This is a genomic window from Mesorhizobium sp. M0408, from assembly GCF_040321495.1.
Lineage (GTDB): Bacteria > Pseudomonadota > Alphaproteobacteria > Rhizobiales > Rhizobiaceae > Mesorhizobium.
The window spans coordinates 19,544-43,464 of record NZ_JAMYRO010000014.1; the positions used below are offsets into that span (position 1 = coordinate 19,544).

27 protein-coding genes are annotated in these 23,921 nt (G+C 61.4%); 19 read left to right on the forward strand and 8 right to left on the reverse strand.

From position 1 onward, the window contains the following. Nucleotides 1-13: 13 nt before the first annotated feature. From NKI67_RS17690 to NKI67_RS17705, 4 genes are all read right to left on the reverse strand, one after another. Nucleotides 14-214 carry a hypothetical protein gene (locus NKI67_RS17690; protein ID WP_023678847.1) on the reverse strand — a complete coding sequence of 67 codons (201 nt, stop codon included), beginning with the start codon at nt 212-214 and terminating at the stop codon, nt 14-16. A gap of 294 nt (nt 215-508) precedes the next feature. Next, nucleotides 509-1,324: an oxidoreductase gene (locus NKI67_RS17695; protein ID WP_352646173.1), complete on the reverse strand. Its 816-nt coding sequence runs from the start codon at nt 1,322-1,324 to the stop codon at nt 509-511. A gap of 66 nt (nt 1,325-1,390) precedes the next feature. Next, nucleotides 1,391-2,695 (reverse strand): beta-ketoacyl-ACP synthase II, encoded by a 1,305-nt coding sequence (fabF, locus tag NKI67_RS17700; protein WP_352646175.1) that lies wholly within the window; start codon nt 2,693-2,695, stop codon nt 1,391-1,393. A gap of 46 nt (nt 2,696-2,741) precedes the next feature. Then, a complete protein-coding gene (locus NKI67_RS17705; RefSeq protein WP_352646177.1) occupies nt 2,742-3,320 on the reverse strand; it encodes a TetR/AcrR family transcriptional regulator in 579 nt (192 codons plus the stop codon). Nucleotides 3,321-3,399: 79 nt separating this feature from the next. Between NKI67_RS17705 and NKI67_RS17710 the strand changes: the two genes are divergently transcribed. Together NKI67_RS17710 and NKI67_RS17715 are read left to right on the forward strand one after the other, a co-directional pair. After that, nucleotides 3,400-3,762 carry a hypothetical protein gene (locus NKI67_RS17710; protein WP_023678843.1) on the forward strand — a complete coding sequence of 121 codons (363 nt, stop codon included), beginning with the start codon at nt 3,400-3,402 and terminating at the stop codon, nt 3,760-3,762. Nucleotides 3,763-3,873: 111 nt separating this feature from the next. Beyond that, complete coding sequence (locus NKI67_RS17715) at nt 3,874-4,332, forward strand: nuclear transport factor 2 family protein (protein WP_352646180.1); 459 nt, start codon at nt 3,874-3,876, stop codon at nt 4,330-4,332. Nucleotides 4,333-4,535: 203 nt separating this feature from the next. On the opposite strand, the gene NKI67_RS17720 is transcribed toward NKI67_RS17715, so the two are convergent. Beyond that, entirely contained in the window at nt 4,536-5,495 is a 960-nt protein-coding gene (locus NKI67_RS17720; RefSeq protein WP_352450677.1) for a LysR family transcriptional regulator, read from the reverse strand. Nucleotides 5,496-5,618: 123 nt separating this feature from the next. On the opposite strand from NKI67_RS17720, the gene NKI67_RS17725 reads away from it, so the two are divergent. The 10 genes from NKI67_RS17725 to gph all read left to right on the forward strand — a co-directional run bounded on the left by NKI67_RS17725 (nt 5,619) and on the right by gph (nt 15,605). Continuing rightward, on the forward strand, nt 5,619-6,665 hold the full coding sequence (locus tag NKI67_RS17725) for a class 1 fructose-bisphosphatase (RefSeq protein WP_352646183.1): 1,047 nt from the start codon (nt 5,619-5,621) through the stop codon (nt 6,663-6,665). Nucleotides 6,666-6,670: 5 nt separating this feature from the next. Continuing rightward, on the forward strand, nt 6,671-7,543 hold the full coding sequence (locus NKI67_RS17730) for a phosphoribulokinase (protein ID WP_023678839.1): 873 nt from the start codon (nt 6,671-6,673) through the stop codon (nt 7,541-7,543). A 10-nt stretch (nt 7,544-7,553) separates the two neighbouring features. Continuing rightward, a complete protein-coding gene (gene tkt, locus NKI67_RS17735; RefSeq protein ID WP_352646185.1) occupies nt 7,554-9,575 on the forward strand; it encodes a transketolase in 2,022 nt (673 codons plus the stop codon). Between the two features lie 10 nt (nt 9,576-9,585). Continuing rightward, on the forward strand, nt 9,586-10,665 hold the full coding sequence (gene fba, locus NKI67_RS17740) for a class II fructose-bisphosphate aldolase (protein WP_352646187.1): 1,080 nt from the start codon (nt 9,586-9,588) through the stop codon (nt 10,663-10,665). A gap of 21 nt (nt 10,666-10,686) precedes the next feature. After that, complete coding sequence (locus NKI67_RS17745; RefSeq protein WP_084641467.1) at nt 10,687-12,180, forward strand: ribulose-bisphosphate carboxylase large subunit; 1,494 nt, start codon at nt 10,687-10,689, stop codon at nt 12,178-12,180. Nucleotides 12,181-12,198: 18 nt separating this feature from the next. Continuing rightward, on the forward strand, nt 12,199-12,633 hold the full coding sequence (locus NKI67_RS17750; protein ID WP_023678835.1) for a ribulose bisphosphate carboxylase small subunit: 435 nt from the start codon (nt 12,199-12,201) through the stop codon (nt 12,631-12,633). A 7-nt stretch (nt 12,634-12,640) separates the two neighbouring features. After that, nucleotides 12,641-13,579, forward strand: coding sequence for a CbbX protein (cbbX, locus tag NKI67_RS17755; protein ID WP_023678834.1), 939 nt, complete (start codon nt 12,641-12,643; stop codon nt 13,577-13,579). Between the two features lie 62 nt (nt 13,580-13,641). After that, entirely contained in the window at nt 13,642-14,328 is a 687-nt protein-coding gene (rpe, locus tag NKI67_RS17760; RefSeq protein ID WP_023678833.1) for a ribulose-phosphate 3-epimerase, read from the forward strand. 21 nt (nt 14,329-14,349) lie between these two features. Then, nucleotides 14,350-14,907: a thioredoxin family protein gene (locus NKI67_RS17765; RefSeq protein ID WP_352646189.1), complete on the forward strand. Its 558-nt coding sequence runs from the start codon at nt 14,350-14,352 to the stop codon at nt 14,905-14,907. After that, the gene (gph, locus tag NKI67_RS17770) at nt 14,904-15,605 is read left to right on the forward strand and encodes a phosphoglycolate phosphatase (RefSeq protein ID WP_352646192.1); all 702 of its coding nucleotides are present in this window, start codon (nt 14,904-14,906) and stop codon (nt 15,603-15,605) included. Before NKI67_RS17765 ends, gph begins: the two co-directional genes overlap by 4 nt. 61 nt (nt 15,606-15,666) lie before the next feature. Here the strand turns inward: gph and NKI67_RS17775 are convergent, their stop codons facing one another. Beyond that, nucleotides 15,667-16,047, reverse strand: coding sequence for a c-type cytochrome (locus NKI67_RS17775; RefSeq protein ID WP_352578022.1), 381 nt, complete (start codon nt 16,045-16,047; stop codon nt 15,667-15,669). A 364-nt stretch (nt 16,048-16,411) separates the two neighbouring features. Between NKI67_RS17775 and NKI67_RS17780 the strand changes: the two genes are divergently transcribed. Genes NKI67_RS17780 through NKI67_RS17795 form a run of 4 tightly spaced genes read left to right on the forward strand, consistent with a single transcriptional unit; the run spans nt 16,412 to nt 19,141 of the window. Next, nucleotides 16,412-16,621, forward strand: coding sequence for a hypothetical protein (locus NKI67_RS17780; protein WP_023678830.1), 210 nt, complete (start codon nt 16,412-16,414; stop codon nt 16,619-16,621). Between the two features lie 42 nt (nt 16,622-16,663). Continuing rightward, nucleotides 16,664-17,650, forward strand: coding sequence for an ABC transporter substrate-binding protein (locus NKI67_RS17785; protein WP_352646194.1), 987 nt, complete (start codon nt 16,664-16,666; stop codon nt 17,648-17,650). After that, on the forward strand, nt 17,647-18,432 hold the full coding sequence (locus tag NKI67_RS17790; protein WP_352646196.1) for an ABC transporter permease: 786 nt from the start codon (nt 17,647-17,649) through the stop codon (nt 18,430-18,432). The genes NKI67_RS17785 and NKI67_RS17790 overlap by 4 nt, the downstream gene beginning before the upstream one ends. Beyond that, entirely contained in the window at nt 18,401-19,141 is a 741-nt protein-coding gene (locus tag NKI67_RS17795; RefSeq protein WP_352646369.1) for an ABC transporter ATP-binding protein, read from the forward strand. The genes NKI67_RS17790 and NKI67_RS17795 overlap by 32 nt, the downstream gene beginning before the upstream one ends. 102 nt (nt 19,142-19,243) lie before the next feature. Here the strand turns inward: NKI67_RS17795 and NKI67_RS17800 are convergent, their stop codons facing one another. Together NKI67_RS17800 and NKI67_RS17805 are read right to left on the reverse strand one after the other, a co-directional pair. Further along, nucleotides 19,244-19,597 carry a hypothetical protein gene (locus NKI67_RS17800; RefSeq protein ID WP_023678826.1) on the reverse strand — a complete coding sequence of 118 codons (354 nt, stop codon included), beginning with the start codon at nt 19,595-19,597 and terminating at the stop codon, nt 19,244-19,246. Nucleotides 19,598-19,943: 346 nt separating this feature from the next. Beyond that, the gene (locus NKI67_RS17805; RefSeq protein WP_352646198.1) at nt 19,944-20,198 is read right to left on the reverse strand and encodes a hypothetical protein; all 255 of its coding nucleotides are present in this window, start codon (nt 20,196-20,198) and stop codon (nt 19,944-19,946) included. A gap of 69 nt (nt 20,199-20,267) precedes the next feature. On the opposite strand from NKI67_RS17805, the gene NKI67_RS17810 reads away from it, so the two are divergent. From NKI67_RS17810 to NKI67_RS17820, 3 genes are all read left to right on the forward strand, one after another. Further along, nucleotides 20,268-22,169, forward strand: a complete 1,902-nt coding sequence (locus NKI67_RS17810; RefSeq protein ID WP_023678825.1) for a methanol/ethanol family PQQ-dependent dehydrogenase — start codon at nt 20,268-20,270, stop codon at nt 22,167-22,169. 152 nt (nt 22,170-22,321) lie between these two features. Then, nucleotides 22,322-22,846 (forward strand): c-type cytochrome, methanol metabolism-related, encoded by a 525-nt coding sequence (locus NKI67_RS17815; RefSeq protein ID WP_352622911.1) that lies wholly within the window; start codon nt 22,322-22,324, stop codon nt 22,844-22,846. Between the two features lies 1 nt (nt 22,847). Next, nucleotides 22,848-23,711 carry a substrate-binding domain-containing protein gene (locus NKI67_RS17820; RefSeq protein ID WP_352646200.1) on the forward strand — a complete coding sequence of 288 codons (864 nt, stop codon included), beginning with the start codon at nt 22,848-22,850 and terminating at the stop codon, nt 23,709-23,711. Nucleotides 23,712-23,921: the final 210 nt, after the last annotated feature.

Consider the following 23,921-nt stretch of genomic DNA (forward strand, 5'->3'; position numbering starts at 1 on the left):
TTCGCGGCGGATATCACGATCCACGGCCGGGCAGCACGCGCCAGCGCTGAACGAAATAACCGGGATGCGTCTCGATCCACTGGGCTACCAGCGATTGCGCCTGCATGAAGGCGGTCCCGGGATTCATCGCCAGGCCATCCACCATCTGTTCGCGTTGTTCACAGGTCTGCGGCACATCCGTCAGGCAGACCATCATAACGAGCGTGTAGAGCATTACCCCTTGTCCCCTTCGATTCCCGAACCCCATGCCCGGGAGTTTCCGTGATACCGACCAGTCTGCAGGGATCGCACATACGGATCACTTACGGGTGTGAAAGGAACGTGGCCCCCGCTCTTTCGCGCCGCAATATAACATGGCGCTAATCTAACGCCAACGACCGCAGGGCTCGGTCGCGGACGCGCGCGCATCGAAGATGCGCGTCCGGCTGTGCCAGTGCCAAAAAATGTGACTCCTGGAACGCGCTCTCGCATGGGCTCGACCGAAACAGGAATATCATTGTTGTCGACCTCAGACCGGCAGTCCGTTCTGCTTTCGCAGGCTCTTGTCGAAAGCGGATGCGGGGACGAAACGGCGCAGGAAACTGACCTGGCGCGCCATTTTTCCAGCCGCATAGCGCCTCTTCGGAGCGGGATCGGTCGCAGCCACCAAAACGGTCCTGGCCACCACTTCCGGCGCATCGCCTTTTTCCATCGCTTTCCGCACAGCTGCGTTCATGCCGGCGCGCGCAGAGTCATAGATGTCAAGCAACTGATCCGGCCTGGCGAGATTTTCTTCAAATGAGGTGCGGGTATAGGCGGGCTCCACCAACACGACGCGAATTCCGAAAGTACGCAGTTCGTGGTCGAGCGATTCGGAATAGCCCTCAACGGCATGCTTGGTCGACGAATAAAGCGCGAAATAGGGAGCTGGAATGAACCCCTGCACCGAGCTCAAATTGACGATTCTGCCCTTGCCTTGGCGGCGCATTGTCGGCAACACCGCTTTGGTTACTCGCATAACGCCAAAGACGTTCACGTCAAACAACGACTTGGCCTGGGCCATCGAGGACTCCTCCGCGCCACCAAGCAGGCCAACGCCGGCATTATTGACAAGCAGGTCAATGCGCCCGGTCTCGGCCAGCACGTCCTGGACAAGTTTCGCCACGGAAGTGTCATCGGTCACGTCACAGGCCAGCATGGTAACGCCATCGGATCGGTCGACGACCGCGCGACGGCTGGTTCCGAACACGCGAAAGCCCGCGTTCTGCAGGGCTTTGGCCGTTGTGTGCCCGATACCGCTGGATGCCCCCGTCACCAGGGCGACGCCTAGATTGGTCTTGTTCATGGAGGTCACTTCTTTCTTCGTTTTGGATTGGCGTGGGAGAAGCACGACAGGTCGGAGCGAAAGGCGTCAATCATGAGCGCCTCCGGTACTCGCGCCGGCCAGATCATCCGTCCAGCGCCGGAACAGCGCGCTGGCATTAACGCCTCCGAAGCCGAAGCCATTGGAGATTGCATAGCCCATCGCCATCGGCCGGGCCCGGTTTGCGACGAAGTCGATCCCGTCGCCGGCCGGATCGGGAGCGCTCAGATTGAGGGTCGGCGGTGCCATCTGATCCCTGAGTGCCAGGATTGCGAAGATTGCTCCGAGCCCGCCGGCGGCTCCGAGCAGGTGTCCGGTCGCCGATTTCGTTGCACTGACAGCTATCGCGAAATCGCGCCCGAACACGCTCTTGATCGCTTCGATCTCACCCAGGTCGCCCACCGGCGTGGAGGTCGCATGGGCATTGAGATGACGAACCTCGCGGGGCGAAATCCCTGCTTGGGCGATTGCGATCTCCATGGCCCGGCGCGCACCGTCGCCGTCCTCGGGACCGGAGGTGACGTGATGAGCATCCGCCGTCGTGCCGTAGCCGACAAGCTCGGCCAGCGGTCTTGCGCCGCGCGCCAGCGCGTGGCTCAATTCCTCGATGACCAGCATGCCGGCTCCTTCGCCCATGACGAAGCCGTCCCGCGACTTGTCGAACGGTCGGGAGGCCTCATCAGGACGGTGATTAAAGGACGTCGAAAGAGAGCGTGCCGCGGCAAACCCACCGAGGCTGACAAGATTCATGCATGCTTCCGTCCCGCCGCACACGGCAATATCGGCCTCGTTGGCGCGGATTAGGCGAGCCGCATCGCCGATCGCCTGAATGCCGGCCGCGCACGCCGTCACGGGTGCACCGAGCGGACCTTTGAAGCCATAGCGGATCGAGACGTGGCCTGCCGCGAGGTTCACCAGGAAGGACGGCACCGTAAAAGGTGATAGACGGCGGACGCCGCGCCGGTCGACCGTGCGCACCGCCTCGGTTATGGCCGGGAACCCGCCGACGCCCGAGGCGATGATCGTGGCCGTGCGCACGCGATCCGCTTCCGAGACGGGGGCCCATCTTGCTTGGGCGAGCGCCTCTTGTGCCGCGGCCAGCGCAAAGAGAATGAACCGGTCTACCTTGCGCTGATCCTTCGGCGGAAGGATGGCTTCCGGATCGAAACCAGCGTCCGGATCTTCTTCTGTGGAGGGCACCACCCCGCCGACCTTCGCCGGCAGGTCGCACACCACATCATCCGCAAGCCTCCGGATGCCCGAGCGGCCGGCCAGGAGACGCGACCAGGACGTTTCAACATCGGCAGCAAGGGGCGTAACCGCTCCCATGCCCGTAACAACAATCCGTCGCATCTATTTTCCTGTCAGTTTGGGCGCGCCGCAGGCGCCGCGACGCCGTTCAAGTGCCGGCTGATTCACGAACTTGATTGGCCGCCGCATCCAGAAAGGCCTGCGCGAGGTCAGGATCGTTGATGACGCGCGATAACATCAGCGCACCGACCATCGTCGAGAGAATGGCCATGGCCCTGCCATCGAACTCCCCGTCACTGGTCTCAGCAATGAAACGGCCGAGGATCTCGAGATGCTCCTTGATCCCGGCTTCGAACGGCGCTTTCACGTCCTTGCCCTGTCTGGCGGCATCCGAGCCGAGCGCCACGATCGGGCAGCCGTCCATCTTTTCTCCGCGATGGTCCATACTGAGGTAGAACGCGATCACCGCGCCAAGCGGATCATCAGGGTTTGCCGCAGTCGCGGCCGACCATCGACGGGTGGCGCTCTCCATCGCCCGCCTGGACGCCTGCGCCGCCAGGTCGTCCTTGGATGCGAACTGCTTGTAAAACGCGCCTTGGGTCAGTCCGGCACCCTTCATCAGATCCTTAAGGCCGATACCATCAAAGCCGCGCTCCCGAAAAAGGCGGCTTGCCACGTTGATTACGGTTTCTCGGTTTTCCGCTGCCTGAGTACGACTTACGCGCATTGTTGACCTCTTTTTTAGATTGCGTTCGTAATCTATAGCCTATATAGAGTTCGAACGCAATCTAAAAAGGAGATACGAAATGATCCGCAAAACCTTAAGCGCATCGCTCCTGGCTGCGCTGTTTCTTGCGGCCCCGGCTTTTGCCGAGGAGGCCACCATCGGACGCCCGATCGAGGGCGGCAGCCTGCACGAGGGACACCTTGACATGGTGGTCTACTACGTCCCGGTCGACGGCGGCCTCCTGGAGGTCACCGCCACCTTCGCGCCGAAGACCGGGGGCGATCCGCTGCGCGTCGTCATGGGTCTCGCCGACGACGACTCCGTGGCCTTTTCCATGCCGGGCCACCAGGACTCGCTCTACGCGTTCTCAAGGTCCGGAGATGAGGTGACGGTCTCGACCGAGACTGACATGCATCTGCGAGCCGACGCGACAATACGCTGAGCCGAAGTTCAGACCGCAGCCGGCGTGCTGCTGGCCGTGGGCTCTCGCGTCCGCTCGGCTCGCCACACGGTGCCTCGATCACGCCATCGAATAAGTTTGGGGAGAGGTCAAATGCTATACAGTTATTTTGTCGAGAAATCGATCCGAGAGAGCTTCGACCACGTCAACAACCATCGCTGGGATGAGGCGGTGAAGGCACTCGCGCTGCATGTCCATCACCGCGTTTCCGGCGCCCACGCGCTTGGTGGTGAGCGCCACGACAAAGAAGCCATGCGCCGCTGGTTTGAGCGCCTCGGCCGCGTCCTGCCCAATCTCCATCTCACGGTCAACCACATCTGGGTGAAGGGCTGGCCGTGGCATACTACCGTGTTTGCCCAGTGGGACGGCACCGCAACGCTGCTCAATGGCGACGCGTCGTACGTCAACCGTGGTCTCCACGTGTTCACCCTGCAGTGGGGCAGAGTCTATGCACTTGAGGAATTTTACGATTCACAAGCAGCGGCCCGCGGTCTTGCCGCCCAAGCGGCAGCTGGCCTCGAAGAAGCTGTCGCCGAACCAATTGTAGGCTAGCAGACGCTCAGTCAAAGCCCACCCGTTCCGTGAACGCGGGGGCGCTACCCCGTGGCCCAGCGCTTGGAGGGCGGTCGCCTCGGCTCCGCAAATGCGTGCCACCAGCGATGCCTCGGCTCGTGAACATCGGTCAGGAGGTCACAGCCGATCAGCCGCTGATACACACCATCGTTTGTCTGAAGCGTTTGCCTGGACCGCGCGCCCTAACTCGCGCGACCTCTACTGTTCAGTTCCTCGTGCGGATAGAGCTTGCCGAACAGTGGCAGGTACATCGCGCCCTTGCGCATCAGGAAATCGTGGAAGGTCGCCATCGCCGGCGAGATCGCGTGATCGCTGCGCATCACCGAAAACCATTGCCGGCGGATCGGCATGCCGACGACGTCGAGGATGACCAGCCGGCCAGCCTCGATTTCCGCGGCGATGGTGTGGGCAGAGATGAAGGCGATGCCGAGCCCGGCCATCACCGCCTGTTTGATCGTCTCGTTCGAGCCCATCTCGACGCCGAGATCGTCGATGCGGCCAGGCACGTCGCTCAAAAATATTTCCAGCGAGATGCGCGTGCCGGAGCCGGACTCGCGAATGAGGAAATGTTCCTCGGCGATCCGCTCCTTGGAAATGTCGCGTGCCGACGCCAGCGGGTGGTCGGGCGGTGCGATGATGACCAGCGGGTGATCGCCGAAGACCGAAGCACGCACCGGGACTTCCTTCGCCGGGCGTCCCATCAGCGCGATATCGATGTCGTGGTTCTTCAGATTGTCGATCGTCTCGGCGCGGTTGCCGATGGCAAGGCGCATGTCGATATCGGGATGTTCCTTCATGAAGGCGGCCATCAGCCGCGGTGCGAAATATTTGGCCGTGGAAACGACGCCGAGCCGCAAGCTGCCGGCGCGCACGCCCTTGATTGCATCCATCTTGTCTTCGAGCAGACGAAGCCGCTCCTCGATGGCCTGTGCCGTCTCGACGAAGGCCAGACCTGCGGCAGTGGGACGCATGCCGTCCGACGTCCTGTCGAACAAGGCCAGTTGGAACTCCTCCTCCACCTGCCGCAACTGGATCGTTACCGCTGGAGGAGACAGGCCTAACACCTTGGCCGCGCTGACGATTTTTCCGTGGCTGATGATTGCCTGAACGGTCTTGAACTGCTTGAGCGTGAGGTTTCTCATATGGCATACTAAAATTTTTTTACTGCCTGAGTAAAGTTATTGAATTTTACTTATCCAGCGTCGTTTGTTCTCCTTTCCCAATCCGGCCGACCCGAGGAGAGGCGGCTGGATCGGGAGGTTACGATGCCAGCGGCAACGCTCGACGCTTTTCTGAACTCCTATCTTGGCGAGCCGGACGAACTGCGCTCCGCCGTCGTAGCGACCATCCGTCAGCTGACGCAGGCGGCCACCACGATCCGTAACACCATCAATCAAGGGGTGCTCGGCACGGCCTTTGCGGGAACCCGCGGCGTCAATGCTGACGGCGACATCCAGAAGGATCTCGATGTCTTCGCCGATGACATCTTCCTCGATGCCATGCGCCACGCTCCGATCGCGCTCTACGCTTCCGAGGAACTGGAGCAGCCGGTGCTGCTCGACAGGCAAGCGGCTCTTGCCATCGCCATCGACCCGCTCGACGGCTCATCCAACATCGACACCAACGTGTCGATCGGAACGGTCTTCTCGCTTCTCCCTGCAATTGGCGCGCCGGATGGGGATCCGGCCGCCTCGTTTTTGCAGGCAGGGGTGAACCAGCTGGGCGCCGGTTTCTTCATCTACGGCCCGCAGCTGGCGCTGGTTCTGTCGCTCGGCAGCGGCACCCATGTCTTCGTTCTCTCGACCCGGCTCGGCACCTTCGTCCAGGCCTATGAGAGCCGGGTCATCCCCCAGCGTACCCAGGAGTTCGCCATCAACGCCGCCAACTACCGGCATTGGGACGAGGCGGTGCGGCTCTACATCGACGACTGCCTTGAAGGCACCGAAGGCCCACGCGAGAAGGACTTCAACATGCGCTGGATCGCCTCCCTGGTCGCGGACTGTTATCGCATATTGATGCGCGGCGGCGTGTTCCTGTATCCAGGCGACAAGCGCAAGAGCTACAGGCAGGGGCGACTTCGCCTCGTCTATGAGGCAAACCCGATCGCTTATCTCGTCGAACAGGCGGGCGGTGCCGCCACCGATACGGTCACCCGCATCCTCGAAATCGAACCCGAGAGCCTGCACCAGCGCGTGCCCATGGTTTTCGGATCGGCGCGGGAAGTCGCGCGCATCACCCGCTACCACACCGAGCCGAGCGCCATCGGCGAGCGCGCGCCGCTGTTCAGCCGCCGCGGCCTTTTCAGGGCCTGAAGACCATGTCGGCAAAGCACCCCATCATTACCATCACCGGGTCGTCGGGCGCAGGCACCACCTCTGTCAAGCGCATCTTCGAGCTGATCTTCCGGCGCGAGAACATCGGGGCCGCCTTCATCGAAGGCGATGCTTTCCATCGCTACGACCGCGCCACGATGAAGGCGAAGGTGGCCGAGGAGGAAAAGGCGGGCAATCCGAATTTCACCCACTTCCATGCCGAGGCCAATGAACTGGCAATCCTCGAAGAGGTATTCGAGGAATATGGCCGCCGGGGAACCGGAAAGACCCGCACATACATCCATGATGAGGATGAGGAGAAGCAGTACGGCACGCCGCCGGGACATTTCACCGAATGGCGCGAATTTCCGCCGAGCGACCTGCTCTTCTACGAGGGCCTGCATGGCTGCGTCGTCACCGACAAGATCAACCTGGCCAGGCACGCGGATCTCAAGATCGGCGTGGTGCCGGTCATAAATCTCGAATGGATCCAGAAGATCCATCGCGACCGCGCAACGCGCGGCTATTCCACCGAGGCGGTGATGGACGTGATCCTGCGTCGCATGCCGGACTATGTCCGCTACATCGTCCCGCAGTTTTCGCAGACCGCCATCAACTTCCAGCGCGTGCCGATCGTCGACACGTCCAATCCATTCATCGCGCGCTGGATACCGACGCCCGACGAATCGATGCTGGTCATCCGCTTCGCCAATCCCCGCGGCATCGATTTCCCCTACCTGCTTTCGATGATCCACGACTCGTTCATGTCGCGGCCGAATTCCATAGTGGTGCCCGGCAACAAGCTCGACCTTGCCATGCAGCTGATCCTGACGCCGCTCATCCTGCAATTGATCGAACGCAAGAACCGTGTGTCGTGAGGAGGACGCCATGAACAGCCAAGCAGCAGCACTGAAGCCCGTCGCCGCCGTCTCGGAGCGCGACATGGCCAACGCCATTCGCGCACTGGCGATGGACAGTGTCCAAAAGGCCAATTCCGGTCATCCGGGCATGCCGATGGGCATGGCCGATGTCGCAACGGTGCTGTTCAGCCGCTTCATCAATATCGATCCGTCGGCCCCCAACTGGCCCGATCGTGACCGCTTCGTGCTGTCGGCCGGGCACGGCTCGATGCTGCAGTATGCGCTGCATTACCTGCTAGGCTTTGAAGACATGCCTATCGAAGAATTGCAGCGGTTTCGCCAGCTGGGCAGCCGCACCGCCGGACATCCGGAATATGGCCATGCGCTTGGCATCGAGACGACGACCGGCCCGCTTGGACAAGGCATTTCGACCGCTGTCGGCATGGCGCTGGCGGAGCGCATGCTTGCGGCCCGCCACGGCGCCGATCTCGTCGACCATTTCACCTACGCGATCGCCGGCGACGGCTGCCTGCAGGAAGGCATCAGCCACGAGGCGATCGATCTTGCCGGTCACCTGAAGCTCTCCCGGCTGATCGTCTTTTGGGACGACAATGCGATCTCGATCGACGGGCCCACTTCCCTGTCGACATCGATGGACCAGCCGGCGCGGTTCAAAGCCGCTGGATGGCATGTCCAGTCGGTGAACGGCCACGACACCGAAACCGTTGCGGCGGCAATCGAAGCGGCGCAGCAATCGGACCAGCCGTCTCTGATCGCCTGCCGCACGGTGATCGGCAAGGGAGCGCCCAATCTGGGCGGTTCGGAAAAGACGCATGGCGCGCCGCTGGGCGATGCGGAGATCGCCGCGACGCGCGAAAACATCGGCTGGGCCTTCGCGCCGTTCGAGGTGCCGGACGATATCCTTTTCGCCTGGCGCGAGATTGCCGGCCGCGGTCAAGCGGCACGCCGCGCCTGGGAGCAGCGGCTTGCCGCCTCACCACGGCGGCAGGCCTTCGAGAGCGCGGTCGCTGGCGCCCTGCCCGACGCGGTCTTCGAAGCGCTCGGCGCTTTCCGCAAGGAGCATGTCGGGAAGGCCACCAAGGTTGCAACGCGAAAAGCCTCGGAAATGGCACTCGCTGCGATCAATGGCGCAACCGAACTGACCGTCGGCGGCTCCGCCGATCTGACGCATTCGAACCTGACGATCACCAAGGGTATGAACCGCATCGCGCCGGGCGACTACGCCGGCCGCTACATCCACTATGGAATCCGCGAGCACGGCATGGCCGCAGCCATGAACGGCATCGCACTGCATGGCGGCTTCGTGCCTTATGGCGGCACGTTCCTGTGCTTCGCCGACTATGCGCGCGGCGCGATGCGGCTCTCGGCGCTCATGGGCCAGCGCGTCATCTATGTGATGACGCATGATTCCATTGGTCTCGGCGAGGACGGCCCGACCCACCAGCCGGTCGAGCACCTGGCGATGCTGCGGGCGACGCCAAACCTCAACGTCTTCCGCCCGGCCGACATCATCGAAACGGCGGAGTGCTGGGAACTGGCGCTGAGAAGCGAGAAGCGGCCGAGCGTGCTGGTGCTCTCGCGCCAGAACCTGCCGATGCTGCGCCAAGCACCTAGCGGCGAGCCACACAGCGACGAGAACCGGTCGAGCCGGGGCGCCTACATCCTGCGCGAGCCAGCCGGGCACCGCGCGGTGACGCTGATCGCCACCGGCTCGGAGGTCGAAATCGCGGTTGCCGCCGCCCTACGGCTGGAGACCGAGCACGGCGTCGCCGCCGCGGTCGTCTCGATGCCGTGCTGGGAGCTCTTTGAGGAACAGGATGCGGACTACCGCAAGGCCGTCCTCGGCTCGGCGCCGCGCATCGCCATCGAAGCCGCAGCACGGCTCGGCTGGGACCGCTGGATCGGCGACACCGGCGCTTTCGTCGGCATGGCCGGTTTCGGCGCCAGCGCCCCTGCCCCGGATCTCTACCGGCATTTCGACATCACGCCCGAAGCCGTCGCGGCAGCGGCGCTGAAGCTCATTATCTAGGAGGACGACCATGGCCCGCATCACCCTTCGCCAGCTTCTCGACCATGCCGCCGAGTACGGCTACGGGGTGCCGGCATTCAACATCAACAACATGGAACAGGGCCTCGCCATCATGGAGGCGGCCAGGGCCTGCGATGCGCCGGTCATCATCCAGGCCTCGCGCGGCGCCCGCTCCTATGCCAATGACATCATGCTGGCCAAGATGATGGAGGCTTTGACCGAAATCCATCCGGCCATTCCGCTCTGCATCCATCAGGATCACGGCAACAACGAAGCCACCTGCCTGTCGGCGATCCGCCACGGCTTCACCTCGGTGATGATGGACGGGTCATTGATGGCGGACGCCAAGACGCCGGCGAGCTACGATTACAACGTCGCCATCACCGAACGTGTCGCACGCATGGCGCATTGGGTCGGCGCTTCAGTCGAAGGCGAGCTTGGCGTGCTCGGCTCGCTGGAAACCGGCCAGGGCGAGGCCGAGGACGGGCACGGCGCTGAAGGTGCGCTTTCCCACGACCAGCTTTTGACCGATCCCGACCAGGCGGTCGACTTCGTGACCGCCACCCGGGTCGACGCGCTGGCGATCGCCTGCGGTACCTCACACGGTGCCTATAAATTCAGCCGCAAGCCTGACGGCGGCATCCTGGCCATGCAGGTGATCGAGGCGATCCACGAAAAGCTGCCCAACACGCATCTGGTCATGCACGGGTCTTCCTCCGTGCCGCAGGAACTGCAGGACATCATCAACAACTATGGCGGCGAGATGCCCCAGACCTTTGGCGTCCCGGTCGAGGAAATCGAGCGCGGCATCCGCTACGGCGTGCGCAAGGTCAACATCGACACCGATTGCCGAATGGCCATGGCCGGGCAGTTCCGCCGCGTTGCGACGGAGGACCCGCGCGAATTCGATCCGCGTAAATTCCTGAAACCCGCCATGGACGCCCTGCGCGACCTGTGCCGCGATCGCTTCGAACGCTTCGGCACCGCAGGCCACGCGTCGAAGATCAGGGTGATCGCCATGGATGAGATGGCGAAACGTTACGCCGCAGGAAAGCTCGACCCCCAAATCGCAACCGCGAAAGCCGCCTGAGCGGCAAACAGGAGACCTGCCATGAACAAGATCGACATGCCCTCAGCAGGCACGCTCAAGGAAGGCAAGGAACGCTACAGGTCCGGCGTCATCCCCTACAAGAAGATGGGCTACTGGGAGCCGGACTACCGGCCCAAGGAGACCGACCTGATCGCCATGTTTCGGATCACGCCGCAGCCCGGCGTCGACCACGAGGAGGCGGCCGCCGCCATCGCCGGTGAATCCTCTACCGCGACATGGACCGTGGTGTGGACCGACAGGCTGACCGCCTGCGAGCTCTACCGCGCCAAGGCATTCAAATCCGAGCCGGTGCCGAACACAGGTCCAGGCACCAGGATCGAGCAACAGTACTTCGCCTATATCGCCTACGACCTCGACCTGTTCGAGCCCGGCTCCATCGCCAACCTGACTGCATCGATCATCGGCAACGTGTTCGGCTTCAAGGCCGTCAAGGCCTTGCGGCTCGAGGACATGCGCATCCCGGTGGCTTACCTCAAGACCTTCCAGGGCCCGGCGACCGGCATCGTGGTGGAACGTGAGCGGCTCGACAAGTTCGGCCGGCCGCTGCTCGGCGCGACGACGAAGCCGAAGCTTGGCCTGTCAGGCCGCAACTACGGCCGCGTCGTCTACGAGGCGCTGAAGGGTGGCCTCGACTTCGTCAAGGACGACGAGAACATCAACTCACAGCCCTTCATGCATTGGCGCGACCGTTTCCTCTACTGCATGGAGGCAGTGAACAAGGCGTCGGCCGCCACCGGCGAAGTCAAGGGCCATTACCTCAACGTCACCGCCGGCACGATGGAGGACATGTACGAGCGCGCCGAATTTGCAAAACAGCTTGGCTCCTGCATCGTCATGATCGACCTCGTCATTGGCTACACGGCGATCCAGTCGATGGCCAAGTGGGCACGCCGCAACGACATGATCCTGCACCTCCACCGGGCCGGCAACTCGACCTATTCGCGCCAGAAGAACCACGGCATGAATTTTCGCGTCATCTGCAAATGGATGCGGATGGCCGGCGTCGATCACATCCATGCCGGCACGGTGGTCGGCAAGCTGGAAGGCGACCCGCTTATGATCAAGGGGTTTTATGACACGCTGCGCGAGGAGCGCACGCCGCAGAACCTCGAAACCGGGCTGTTCTTCGATCAGGACTGGGCCTCGCTCAACAAGGTGATGCCCGTCGCCTCCGGTGGCATCCATGCCGGCCAGATGCACCAGTTGATCCATTATCTCGGCGAGGACGTCATCCTGCAGTTCGGCGGCGGCACGATCGGCCATCCGGACGGCATCCAGGCCGGCGCGACGGCCAATCGCGTCGCGTTGGAGGCGATGATCCTCGCCCGCAACGAGGGCCGCGACTATCTGCGCGAAGGGACCAAAATCCTCGAACAGGCGGCCAGATGGTGCACGCCGCTCAAGGCGGCCCTGGAGACGTGGAAGGACGTCACCTTCAACTACGAATCGACCGACACGGCCGACTTTGTACCAACCGCAACGCCGAGCTTCTAGACGAAAGGAACCGTCGCCATGATGACCAATCCCGGAAACAAGGTCACGCAGGGACAGTTTTCGTTCCTGCCCGAGCTAACCGATGAGCAGATTTCAGCGCAGATCAAATACGCACTGAAAAACCACTGGGCGGTCAGCGTCGAGTACACGGACGATCCACATCCGCGAAACACCTATTGGGAAATGTACGGCAACCCGATGTTCGACCTGAGGGACCCGGCGGGCATCCTGCTTGAAGTCAACAATTGCCGGAAAGCTATGCCCAACATGTATGTCCGGGTCACCGCCTTCGATTCGACCAAGGGCTGGGAAGCACCGCGCATGTCATTCATCGTCAACCGGCCACCCAATGAACCCGGGTTCCGGCTGCTGCGCCAAGAGCGTGACGGCCGCAGTCAGGGCTATTCGATCGTGCCTTATGCGACCGACAGGCCCGAAGGCGAACGGAGCTAGGCGAACCATGCTGGACGCGATAGCAAAGAGCGCTGCCGCGCAGGGCGAATCGGTTGATCTACAGGCCGAGTTCGAGGCGTCCAACATCGACGAGGTGATGGACAAGCTCGACCGCGAACTCGTCGGCCTGAAGCCCATCAAGAACCGCATCCGCGAGATCGCTGCGCTGCTCCTGGTCGACCGGCTTCGCCGCAAGTTCGGGCTGATCTCTGGCGCACCGACGCTGCACATGAACTTTACGGGAAATCCCGGTACCGGAAAGACCACCGTGGCGCTCAGAATGGCCGAAATCCTGCATCGTCTTGGCTATGTCCGCGAAGGGCACATGGTCGCGGTGACGCGCGACGATCTCGTCGGCCAGTATGTGGGCCACACCGCGCCCAAAACCCGCGAAGTGATCAAGCGCGCCATGGGCGGGGTGCTTTTCATCGACGAGGCCTACTATCTCTACAAGCCCGAGAACGAACGCGACTACGGCCAGGAATCGATCGAAATCCTGCTGCAATGCATGGAAAACAACCGTGACGATCTGGTTGTGATCCTTGCCGGCTACAAGGACAAGATGGACCGCTTCTTCGACAGCAATCCCGGCATGCGCTCGCGCATCGCCCATCACCTCGATTTTCCGGACTACGGCGTCAGCGAACTCAAATCAATCGCCGAGATCATGCTGGCGGAACAGAATTACCGTCTCAGCGAAGCGGCGGCCAAGGCGCTCGAAGAGTATCTCCCGATCCGCATGCGGCTGCCGCATTTCTCCAACGCCCGCTCCGTTCGCAATAGCCTCGACCGGGCGCGGCTTCGCCAGGCCAGCCGGCTTTTCGCATCGCGCGACCGGGCGTTGACGAAAATCGATCTTATCACCATTGAGGAATCCGATATTCGCGGCAGCCGCGTGTTCGCGGAAGGTAAGCTCGAAGGCGAACCGGAGACGAAGGCGCGCTGACAAGATGACGGCGGTTGGTGTGCAGCGACCGGAAACGGACGACAGAATGGGAGCCGACGACCATGGATACCAAGACAATCATCGCGCCCTCGGTGCTTTCCGCGGACTTCTCGCGGCTCGGCGACGAGGTCGAAGCGGTCGTCCGGGCGGGTGCCGATTGGATCCATCTCGATGTGATGGATGGCCATTTCGTGCCCAACATCACCTTCGGTCCGCCGGTGGTCAAGGCGATCCGTAATCGAACGGACAAGGTCTTCGACTGCCACCTGATGATCGCGCCGGCCGACGCCTATCTCGGCGCCTTCGCCGATGCCGGCTGCGACATCATTACGGTGCATGCCGAGGCCGGACCGCATCTCGACCGTTCGCTGCAGGCAATCAGAAATCTCGGCAAGAAGGCCGGCGTGTCGCTGAACCCGTCAACGCCGGAAAGCGTCATCGAATATGTACTCGACCGGCTCGATCTGGTGCTTCTGATGACGGTCAATCCGGGCTTCGGCGGCCAGGCCTTCATTGCGGCGGTCGTCGATAAGGTCAGGCGGGTCAAGGCGCTGGTCGGCCATCGTCCGATCGACATAGAGATCGACGGCGGCGTCACGCCCGAAACCGCTCCGCTTGTCACCGCGGCCGGTGCCAGTGTGCTGGTCGCCGGCTCGGCCATCTTTAAGGGCGGCACCGAGGCGGCCTATCGCGCCAATATCGGCACCATCAGGCAGGCGGCCGACGGGGCGATCCGGAAAGCGGCGTAAACCATTTCATCGGAGGAAATCTTGGCGGCAATCCCACCTGTCTGCGATTTCGGCTGGCGAGCCATCGACGCCGTTTTGCCCGGCGTCGACGGCACATCGCATTCGATCTTAAGCCACGCCGGCCCGAACGGGCTGGTGGTGGCTTTCATCTGCAATCACTGCCCCTATGTGAAGGCGGTGATTTCACGGATGGTGCGCGACGCCAATGACCTCAAGGCCGAAGGCATCGGCTTTGTCGCGATCAACTCCAACGATAGCGACGCCTCTCCAGATGATTCGTTCGACAACATGAAGCTCTTTGCCAGGACGAACGGCTTCACTTTCCCCTATCTCCACGACGAGCACCAGACGGTGGCGCGCGCCTACGGAGCCGTTTGCACCCCGGATTTCTTCGGGCTCAACAGCGAGTTGACGCTGCAATATCGCGGCCGGCTGGACGCGTCGCGACGCGACGCCGAATTGCCCGGGCTGAGGCGCGACCTGTTCGAGGCGATGAAGCAAGTTGCCCGAACCGGGGACGGACCGCTTGACCAGATCGCTTCGATCGGCTGTTCGATCAAGTGGAAGGGTGCCGCATGAACGTCGGCGCAGGCAGGCCGTTTCGCTCGCCCAAGGCGATCCTGTTCGATCTCGACGGCACACTGGTCGATTCGGCGCCTGATATTGCGGCCGCCGTCAACGAATTGCTGGCCGGCCGCGATCTGCCGCCGCTGCGGCTGGATCAGGTCAAGGCCATGATCGGCGGCGGCATCAGGAAACTGGTCGAAAGGGCCGTCGCGGCTTCCGGCACGCCGCTCCTCGGCATCGCACTCGATGAGGCCAACCGCGTCATGGCGCCGATCTATCGCAGGCATCTGACCGGCCGCACGAGGCTGATGCCTGGCGTCAGGGAGGTTCTCACGCACTTGCATTTGAGCGGAATAGCCATGGCCGTGGTGACCAACAAGCCGCAGCTGGCGGCTCGCGAAATCCTGCTGCATTTTCGGCTGACGGAATATCTCGGCGCGATCGTCGGCGGAGACGCGGTGACATCATTGAAACCGGCGCCAGACGCGCTGTTGCTGGCGCTCGACCTGCTTCAGGTCGAACCTCGTGACACGCTGATGGTCGGAGACAGCAGCGCCGACGTGGCCGCCGCCCGCGCCGCCGGCATGGCCGTCATTCTGCTGCGTGGCGGATACAGCCAAATTCCCGTTGAAGAGCTTTGCGCCGACCTCGTTTGCGACAGCCTGTTCGATCTGCCGTCAGCGATGCAGAGGCTGCAAGACGCTGCGTGACCCCATGCGCAAAGCCGAGCCAACGCCGGCCGAGCGCAGTCCAACGGCCGGCGGTACCGCGTTATTTTGAGAATTGTTTCAGATAAGCAATGACGTTGGCGATGTCCTCGTCTTTCTTGAGGCCGACAAACGCCATCTTGGTTCCTTTGACCATCGCCTTGGGATCGCGAAGGTAGGTCGTCAGCGTGGCCTCATCCCATTTGACGCCGGACTTGCCGGCCTCGGTCATGGCCTTGGAATAGCTGAACCCCGGATGCGTCCCGGCCGTTCGGCCGATAACGCCGTTCAAGGACGGACCGATCTTGTTCTGATCCTTGTCTGCGACGTGGCAGACCTTGCATTTGGCAAACACCTTCTCACCCGCCGCGGCATCCTGTGCCTGAGACTGGGTAGTGACAAAGGTGGCGACGGACACGGCGGCGAAAAATGCGACTGCGCGCATGGCATTTCCTCATTGATCGTGTGAGTGCCCGGGACACTTTACGCGTGTCGATGCCTTGATCGCCGGCATTCGTTTTAAAGCGGGAGAGCGAACTATTCGTCCTTCCTCCCCGGACTGGCAGCACCTGCACGCCTCGAAAAGCTAGACTGCCGATGAAAGAAGTCAATCGTACAAAGGTCCTGTTTCGTTTCCCGACTGCGCGAAGGGAAGTGTGTAGCGACACGCGGTCCACATCATTGACGCCTGTTGGCCGAACGCGTAGCCTCACTCCAACCGGTTTGCTGTTTGGGCACCTTCAGGAATCCGCGCAACTCCAAAGCACGAACTCTGGAGAGTTCGCCGCGCAGGCGACGATAAGTGCCAAATGGACATGGTCGATCTCATATTAACGGTGTGCCTTAGCGCCAATCCGGGCAATTGCCGAGATGAACATCTCTATTTCGAGAGCCGCGGCTCTCTGTTCCAATGCATGTTCCTGGCGCCCGCCGAGATCGCAAAATGGTCTCAGGAACATCCGAGTCTCAAGGTCGTGCGCTGGAAATGTGCCGTTCCGAGCAAGGAACGAGCAATTTGATCGACATTCCTGGTTCGTCAAGACCCTAAAAGAGGAGACGCCATGATGATTTCGCGGCGCACGACGCTGCGCTTGGCGGCTCTGGGGGCCATCCTCGCCTCAAAGCCGGTTGCCGTCTTTGCGGCCGCTAAAGTCCGAATTGGTGTCCTGAAGTTCGGCACCGTGAGCTGGGAACTCGATACGTTGAAACGCCACAAGCTCGACGAGGCCAACAGGATCGATCTGGAAATTGTCTACTTCGCCGGGGAGGATGCGACCAACGTCGCGCTGCTGGCCGGCGCGATCGACATGATCGTGACCGACTGGCTGTGGGTCTCGCGCCAGCGCTCCGAGGGCGGCGATCTTACATTGGCCCCTTATTCGACCGCCGTGGGGGCAATCATGGTGAAGGACGAATCGCCGATCCGGACGCTCGCCGACCTCAAGGAAAAGAAAATCGGTGTCGCCGGCGGCCCGCTCGACAAGAGCTGGCTACTGGTCCAGGCGCTGGCCAGACGCGATCACGGCCTCGACCTGCCGACAGCCTGTGACGTCGTCTTTGGCGCGCCGCCGCTGATTTCTGAAAAGGCGATGCAAGGCGAACTCGATGCCGTGCTCAATTTCTGGCATTTCTGCGCCCGGCTCGAGGCCAATGGCTTTCGTCGGTTGATCGGTGCGGATGACGCGACGAAAGCGCTTGGTGCCTCAGGCCCCGTGTCGGCACTCGGCTACGTCTTCCACGAACATTGGGCGAGCGACAATCCGGATGCCGCCCGGGGCTTCGTCAAGGCATCCAAGCAGGCCAAGGACTTGCTAGCCAAATCCGATGATGAATGGCTGCGCCTGGCGCCACTCATTCGCGCAGAAGGCAAGGAGCTGGAAAAACTGCGCGACCGCTATCGCCAGGGCATCCCAAGACGGCCGGTCGCCGAAGAAGCGGGCGATGCGGGCAAACTCTATCACGTGCTGGCCGCGATAGGCGGCGAGAAGCTGGTTGGCAGGGCGCCCGAGATGGCGCCCGGCACGTTCTGGCCGGAACTCGCGAAATGACCGCAACGGAAGACAAGTCGGGTCGATCCGGCTTTGCGACGGCGCTGACGGTAACGGTTTCCCTGATTGGACTTTGCCTGCTGTGGGGCCTCGCGGCTCATCTGTGGCAAAGCCGTGCTTTCCCCCCACCAGGGCAGGTCTGGCAGGTCCTGCTCAGGGAAGCGGCGAGCGGTGACCTTTTTTATCATCTTGGCGCGACGCTCGGACGAGTTGCTGCGGCGTACGTCGTCGCAATGATTATCGGCTCGGTCATCGGCGTCATCCTCGGCAGCTACCGCGGTGCGGACCGGTTCTTCAGTCCGTGGGTGGTCCTGTTTCTCAACATTCCAGCGCTGGTGGTCATCGTGCTCGCCTATATCTGGTTCGGCCTCAACGAGGCGGCGGCGATTGGCGCAGTTGCCGTGAACAAGATCCCGAATGTCGTGGTGACGATGCGCGAAGGCGCCAGGGCGTTTGATCCGCGTTATGCCGAAATGGCCGCCGTCTACCGCTTCGCCCCACTCGAGCGCATCCGCCATGTCCTGCTGCCGCAACTGCAGCCCTATTTTGCCGCGGCCTCGCGGTCCGGCATCGCCCTCATATGGAAGATCGTCCTGGTGGTCGAACTGCTCGGCCGCTCCAATGGCGTCGGTTTCCAGATCTATCTCTATTTCCAGCTCTTCGACGTCGCCGCCATTCTTGCGTACACGCTGGCTTTCGTGGCGGTGATGCTTGTCATCGAACTTCTCCTGGTGCAGCCCATTGAACGACATGCAACCCGTTGGCGCCGCCGTCCCGCTTAGGGTCGACATCGCCGAAAAGACCTTCAGGTCCGCGCAAGGCGTGTCGATCACGGCGCTACAGGGTCTGTCCTTCGAGGTCCGGCCGGGCGAATTCGCTTGCCTGTTTGGGCCGTCGGGCTGCGGCAAGACCACGACGTTGCGCATCCTGCTTGGACTGGACAAAGACTTTTCCGGCTCTTTCCAACTGCCGCAAGGCGGCTCGAACCGCATCGCCGCCGTGTTCCAGGAGCCTACTTTGCTGCCATGGCGCACGGTGGAGCAGAATGTCAGGCTGGCGCTGCCGAAAAGCCTAAGAGCGAAGAGTCTCGACGAGCTGTTTGACACTCTCGGCCTCGCTGGCATGCGCTCGCTCTATCCGGCGGAGCTTTCGCTCGGCCTTGCGCGCAGGGCAGCGCTTGCCAGGGCCTTCGCCACCGAACCGGCGGTACTTTTCCTGGACGAACCCTTTGCCTCCCTCGACGAACAGACCGCCGAGCGGCTTCGGCAATTGCTTTTGACCGTGTGGTCGGCGCGGCCTACGACCGCCCTGATGGTAACGCACAATCTGCGAGAGGCACTGATGCTGTCGGACCGCATCATCGTGCTTGAGCAGCGCCCAGCCCACGTGCTCGGCATGTTCGACGTAAGAGTGCCGAGGCAGCATCGCAATCCACTGGTGATGAGCGACCTTTTGCGGTCATTCCAGCAAAAATTTCCGGGTGTGGCCTGATCGCCTTACGGCTCGAATGCGGATTGCAAGGTATTTTGCAGCCAATAGCCAATAGAAACGGCGAGACTGTGAGGCACCGCCACGCGCGCCTGTTTCGCCTGATTAAAAGCAACGTACGTCGGCTTCAGCCTGCGCGCGTTTCAGTTCCGTGCGCGCCGCCTTCGCTGGCGCGCTTTCGCGAAACAACCCTGCGGCCTCCCCTGTCGTCAGCGACATGCTTTTGAAGGTCTCCGCCCTCTCATAGTGATCGTAGGGAAGGATCGAGGCGATAACATCGATCGAGCAGGAACAGCTTTCAAGCGCCTGACGTGTCTGGCCATTTGTTTGCATGCAGCCGAGCACGTAGTCGGCAATCGTTGCCGTCGGGTAGTCTCCCGCGGCGTTGGCCAAGTTCGCAAAAGCCAGCGTCGCCGCAAAGGCCACCGGCAAGGTGAGAGATCCAACAGACCTTATCATGAGGAACCTCCAGTTGGCCTGGACACCATGCGTCCAGACGGGATCATCGCTCCAATTGGCGACGTGCCGCAAAGCCAGTCAAGCTCCCATGGCCTGCGTATAGGACCAAAGGAGGAATGCCCTATCGACCGACAAGAGCCAGCTTCATGCCCCCCTGCGCACCCTCCTTCACGCGTTCATTTCATGCGTCGCTCACTATCGGCAGCCAGCGAGACGCCCGCATACTTACTCGTAGGTGCCCCGCAGAATATATCGAAATAAAGTCAAATGTGTATCACCTCGAGAATACGCGAACAATATGTTTGCTATATATATCGCGGCTGGCGGTCATCCTCTTATTAGTTTTTCACGCGGCGCTTATTTTAATTATTTCTAAATATTGCATCGCACCATATCGATATTGCAGCGCAGCGACCCATTGTAGGTTTTTGCTTGCCTGGCCTTTTACGATGACATAGCTTTTTCCTGTTTCCGGCTTCAAGAGCGCCACCGTCATCAGGGAGCGGCGGCAGTCTTTCGAAGACCAAGGGGGGCGGGCGGTAACGGTGCCCTCTGCTTCGGGGTAGGTCGTGACAGCTGCCGGAAAATAACTTCCCAACATGAATTGCTTGGGCAAGCCCTTGTGGGGCTTGACGGTCGATTCTTCACTGCGAACCCGGGAGGATTTTGGATGCGTGTACTTGCGAAAACTACCTACATTCTGACGACCGCGGCGTTTTTATCGCTCGGCGCTGCCTATACGGCTTCGGCCAATGAAGACCTTGCAAAGCTCGCATCGGATGCGAAGAACTGGGCGATGCAGACGGGTGACTACGCCAACACCCGCTATTCCAAACTCAACCAAATCACTGCCGACAATGTGAAGAACCTGCAGGTCAAATGGAGCTTTTCCACCGGCGTGCTGCGCGGTCACGAAGGCGGGCCGCTGGTCATCGGCGACGTGATGTATGTCCACACGCCTTTCCCAAACAACGTCTATGCTCTGGACCTCAAGAATGACGGCAAGATCCTGTGGAAATACGAGCCCAAGCAGGACACGAACGTCATTCCGATCATGTGCTGCGACACGGTCAATCGCGGTGTTGCCTATGGCGACGGCAAGATCATTCTCAACCAGGCCGACACCACCGTCGTCGCGCTCGATGCCAAGACCGGCAAGGTCGTCTGGTCTGTCAAGAACGGAGACCAGACCGACGGCGGAAAGGGCGAATCCGGCACGTCGGCACCCGTAGTCATCAAGGACAAGGTGCTCGTGGGCGTCTCCGGTGCTGAATTCGGTGTTCGCGGCTGGCTGGCCGCCTACAATCTGAAAGACGGCAAGCTCGCCTGGAAAGCCTATTCGGAAGGTCCTGATGCAGACACCCTTCTCGATCCCGAGAAGACCACCCATCTCGGCAAGCCTGTCGGAAAAGATTCCGGCACGAACACCTGGGAAGGCGAACAGTGGAAGACGGGCGGCGGCACGACATGGGGATGGTATTCCTATGATCCCAAGCTGAACCTGGTCTATTACGGCACCGGCAATCCCTCGACGTGGAACCCGGTCCAGCGCCCAGGCGACAATCGCTGGTCCATGACAATCATGGCTCGCGATGCGGATACCGGTGTTGCCAAATGGCTCTACCAAATGACCCCGCATGATGAGTGGGACTATGACGGCATCAACGAGATGATTCTCGTCGATGGCATGGAGGTCAACGGCGCCAAGCACGACGTGCTGGTGCATTTCGACCGCAACGGCTTTGCCTACACAATGGATCGAGCCACCGGCGAACTTCTCGTCGCCAAGAAATACGATCCGGCAGTGAACTGGGCGACGGAAGTCAACATGGATCCCAAGAGCGACCAGTATGGCCGCCCGCAGGTCGTCGCCAAGTATTCGACCCAGCAGAACGGCGAAGACACCAACTCGACCGGTATCTGCCCGGCCGCGCTTGGAACCAAGGACCAGCAGCCGGCCGCCTACTCGCCGAAGACCGGGTTGTTCTACGTGCCGACCAACCATGTCTGCATGGACTATGAGCCTTACAAAGTGAGCTACACCGCCGGTCAGCCCTATGTGGGCGCCACCGTGTCGATGTATGCGGCGCCTGGCGGTGACGGTAACATGGGCAACTTCATTGCCTGGGATGCAGCCAAGGGTGAGATCGTCTGGTCGAAGCCCGAGCAGTTCTCGGTGTGGTCGGGCGCATTGGCGACAGATGGCGACGTCGTCTTCTACGGTACCCTCGAAGGCTACATCAAGGCGGTCGATAAGGACGGCAAGGAACTCTACAAGTTCAAGACCCCGTCCGGCATCATCGGCAACATCACGACCTACGAGCATGACGGCAAGCAGTACGTCGCCGTTCTGTCCGGCGTCGGTGGATGGGCGGGTATCGGTCTGGCAGGGGGGCTGCTTTCGCCCGATAACGCCGCTGCCTGGCATGGCGCCGTCGATCAGGGCCGTGCGCAGGGCGACGAGACCGCGGTCGTTGGAACCGCTGGTCTGGGTGCCGTCGGCGGTTACGCGGCACTTGCCGACTATACGACGCTGGGCGGCCAGCTCACCGTCTTCGGCCTCCCGGACTAATAACCGGGAAGAGCCTTACGACTAGGTTCGAAAACGAGAGCCCGGGTCACCCGAAGCCGGGAACCGGGCTCTCGATTGCGCGCCCACCCAACACCGATTAATGCCGAGCACGACGGCAGCCAGTGTCCCTGGCAAATGAAGGAAGAGTCTGAATGATCGTTCGCATTGCAGTTTCCGCTCTCGCTCTGGTCCTGCTGCCTCTGGCCAGCTCAAGTCTGGCAAGGGCCGAAGACAGCATGGAAAAAGCCAAGGCGGTGAAGCAAGAAGGGGGCAAATATTTAGATGCGGACGGAAATCCGACCTACAAGATCGAAAACGGAACCGTCGATTGGTACACGTTCAGCGGGTACCGTCGGTATCACTCCGATTGCCATGTCTGTCACGGACAGGACGCAACAGGTTCGAGCTATGCGCCTGCCTTGGTCAATAGTCTGAAAACCATGGATTACGCCACGTTCCTGTCGATCGTCGCCGAGGGCCGCAAGAATGTCGGCGGCGGCAAGGAAAACGTCATGCCTGCCTTTGGCGACAACAAGAACGTCTATTGTTACCTGGACGATCTCTACGTCTATCTGCGCGCGCGCGCCGATGGCGCGGCACCCCGCGGCAGGCCGCCCAAGCACGAAAACAAGGCTCAGGCAGCCAAGGATGCCGAAGCATCCTGCATGGGTGGATGATATGACCGGCTGCACTGCATCGAAGCTGCGCGTCGTTCTGCCGATCCTCGGCGCGCTCGCCTTGCTGCCGTCGAATGTTCTGGCGCAAAATGCCGGGCTTGGCGCTGCGGGCGAACTGGTCGATCCCGACATTCTGCGCGTCTGCGCCGATCCCTCGAACATGCCCTTTACCGACAAGAACGGCCAAGGCTTCGAAAACAAGCTGGCTGAACTGGTTGCCAAGAAGACGGGGCGGAAATCAGTCGCTTACACGTGGTTTCCCACTGTCACCGGCTTTGTGCGCAATACGCTGGGGGCCAATCGATGCGACATCATCATGGGCTACGCCCAAGGCGATGAACTGGTGCAGAACACCAACGCCTACTATCGCTCCGCCTATGTGCTCGTATACCCCAAAGGCAACGGCATGGAAGGCATCGAGACGCTCGAAGACCCGAAACTTTCCGGCAAGAGAATCGGCGTCGTCGAAAGCACGCCGCCAACCGCCAACATGGCCGCCAACAAGCTTCTGCGGACCGCCAAGATCTATCCACTCGCGGTGGATACGCGCGTCACTCCTTCCATGGGGGAGGTCATGATCAGGGACATGTTCGCCGGCGAGATTGACGCGGCGGTCCTGTGGGGGCCGATGGCAGGTTACTATGCCAGGGAACTCGGAGCCGATGTCACCATTGTTCCGCTGCTGAAGGAAAAAACCGGCTCGCGCATGTCCTACCGCATCACCATGGGCGTACGTCCGTCCGACCAGGAATGGAAACGGACGCTCAACCGGGTGATCAGGGAAAACCAGGCGGAGATCACCAAGCTCCTGCTGGGTTACAATGTGCCGCTGATCGACGAGCACGACAATCCGATTACGCAATAGTTGGGATGGGTCAGGAGGAGGAAAAACCTACGCGATGAACAATTGAAGAGAAGACTACAGCTACTTTCGATAGTTTTGTTTTTCGGTCTTTCAAAACCTTGCGTTCATTTGTCCATTTTGAGAACGTGATGGACGAGCCATTGCTTCGGTGCGCTGCAATGGTTGGCTAACCACCGGATCGGCCCCTTCGGGCTGGTAGAAGAGGAGAAA

Excerpts from the sequence above, each read along its gene's own strand:
- NKI67_RS17790 (WP_352646196.1), top strand. The coding sequence starts at position 17,647 with ATGACCGCAACGGAAGACAAGTCGGGTCGATCCGGCTTTGCGACGGCG.
- NKI67_RS17800 (WP_023678826.1), bottom strand. The coding sequence starts at position 19,597 with ATGATAAGGTCTGTTGGATCTCTCACCTTGCCGGTGGCCTTTGCGGCG.
- cbbX (WP_023678834.1), top strand. The coding sequence starts at position 12,641 with ATGCTGGACGCGATAGCAAAGAGCGCTGCCGCGCAGGGCGAATCGGTT.
- NKI67_RS17805 (WP_352646198.1), bottom strand. The coding sequence starts at position 20,198 with ATGTTGGGAAGTTATTTTCCGGCAGCTGTCACGACCTACCCCGAAGCA.
- NKI67_RS17720 (WP_352450677.1), bottom strand. The coding sequence starts at position 5,495 with ATGAGAAACCTCACGCTCAAGCAGTTCAAGACCGTTCAGGCAATCATC.
- NKI67_RS17815 (WP_352622911.1), top strand. The coding sequence starts at position 22,322 with ATGATCGTTCGCATTGCAGTTTCCGCTCTCGCTCTGGTCCTGCTGCCT.
- rpe (WP_023678833.1), top strand. The coding sequence starts at position 13,642 with ATGGATACCAAGACAATCATCGCGCCCTCGGTGCTTTCCGCGGACTTC.
- NKI67_RS17695 (WP_352646173.1), bottom strand. The coding sequence starts at position 1,324 with ATGAACAAGACCAATCTAGGCGTCGCCCTGGTGACGGGGGCATCCAGC.
- NKI67_RS17820 (WP_352646200.1), top strand. The coding sequence starts at position 22,848 with ATGACCGGCTGCACTGCATCGAAGCTGCGCGTCGTTCTGCCGATCCTC.
- NKI67_RS17725 (WP_352646183.1), top strand. The coding sequence starts at position 5,619 with ATGCCAGCGGCAACGCTCGACGCTTTTCTGAACTCCTATCTTGGCGAG.
- NKI67_RS17750 (WP_023678835.1), top strand. The coding sequence starts at position 12,199 with ATGATGACCAATCCCGGAAACAAGGTCACGCAGGGACAGTTTTCGTTC.
- NKI67_RS17745 (WP_084641467.1), top strand. The coding sequence starts at position 10,687 with ATGAACAAGATCGACATGCCCTCAGCAGGCACGCTCAAGGAAGGCAAG.
- NKI67_RS17710 (WP_023678843.1), top strand. The coding sequence starts at position 3,400 with ATGATCCGCAAAACCTTAAGCGCATCGCTCCTGGCTGCGCTGTTTCTT.
- NKI67_RS17715 (WP_352646180.1), top strand. The coding sequence starts at position 3,874 with ATGCTATACAGTTATTTTGTCGAGAAATCGATCCGAGAGAGCTTCGAC.
- gph (WP_352646192.1), top strand. The coding sequence starts at position 14,904 with ATGAACGTCGGCGCAGGCAGGCCGTTTCGCTCGCCCAAGGCGATCCTG.
- NKI67_RS17705 (WP_352646177.1), bottom strand. The coding sequence starts at position 3,320 with ATGCGCGTAAGTCGTACTCAGGCAGCGGAAAACCGAGAAACCGTAATC.
- NKI67_RS17785 (WP_352646194.1), top strand. The coding sequence starts at position 16,664 with ATGATGATTTCGCGGCGCACGACGCTGCGCTTGGCGGCTCTGGGGGCC.
- NKI67_RS17810 (WP_023678825.1), top strand. The coding sequence starts at position 20,268 with ATGCGTGTACTTGCGAAAACTACCTACATTCTGACGACCGCGGCGTTT.
- NKI67_RS17775 (WP_352578022.1), bottom strand. The coding sequence starts at position 16,047 with ATGCGCGCAGTCGCATTTTTCGCCGCCGTGTCCGTCGCCACCTTTGTC.
- fabF (WP_352646175.1), bottom strand. The coding sequence starts at position 2,695 with ATGCGACGGATTGTTGTTACGGGCATGGGAGCGGTTACGCCCCTTGCT.
- tkt (WP_352646185.1), top strand. The coding sequence starts at position 7,554 with ATGAACAGCCAAGCAGCAGCACTGAAGCCCGTCGCCGCCGTCTCGGAG.
- NKI67_RS17795 (WP_352646369.1), top strand. The coding sequence starts at position 18,401 with ATGCAACCCGTTGGCGCCGCCGTCCCGCTTAGGGTCGACATCGCCGAA.
- NKI67_RS17690 (WP_023678847.1), bottom strand. The coding sequence starts at position 214 with ATGCTCTACACGCTCGTTATGATGGTCTGCCTGACGGATGTGCCGCAG.
- fba (WP_352646187.1), top strand. The coding sequence starts at position 9,586 with ATGGCCCGCATCACCCTTCGCCAGCTTCTCGACCATGCCGCCGAGTAC.
- NKI67_RS17780 (WP_023678830.1), top strand. The coding sequence starts at position 16,412 with ATGGACATGGTCGATCTCATATTAACGGTGTGCCTTAGCGCCAATCCG.
- NKI67_RS17730 (WP_023678839.1), top strand. The coding sequence starts at position 6,671 with ATGTCGGCAAAGCACCCCATCATTACCATCACCGGGTCGTCGGGCGCA.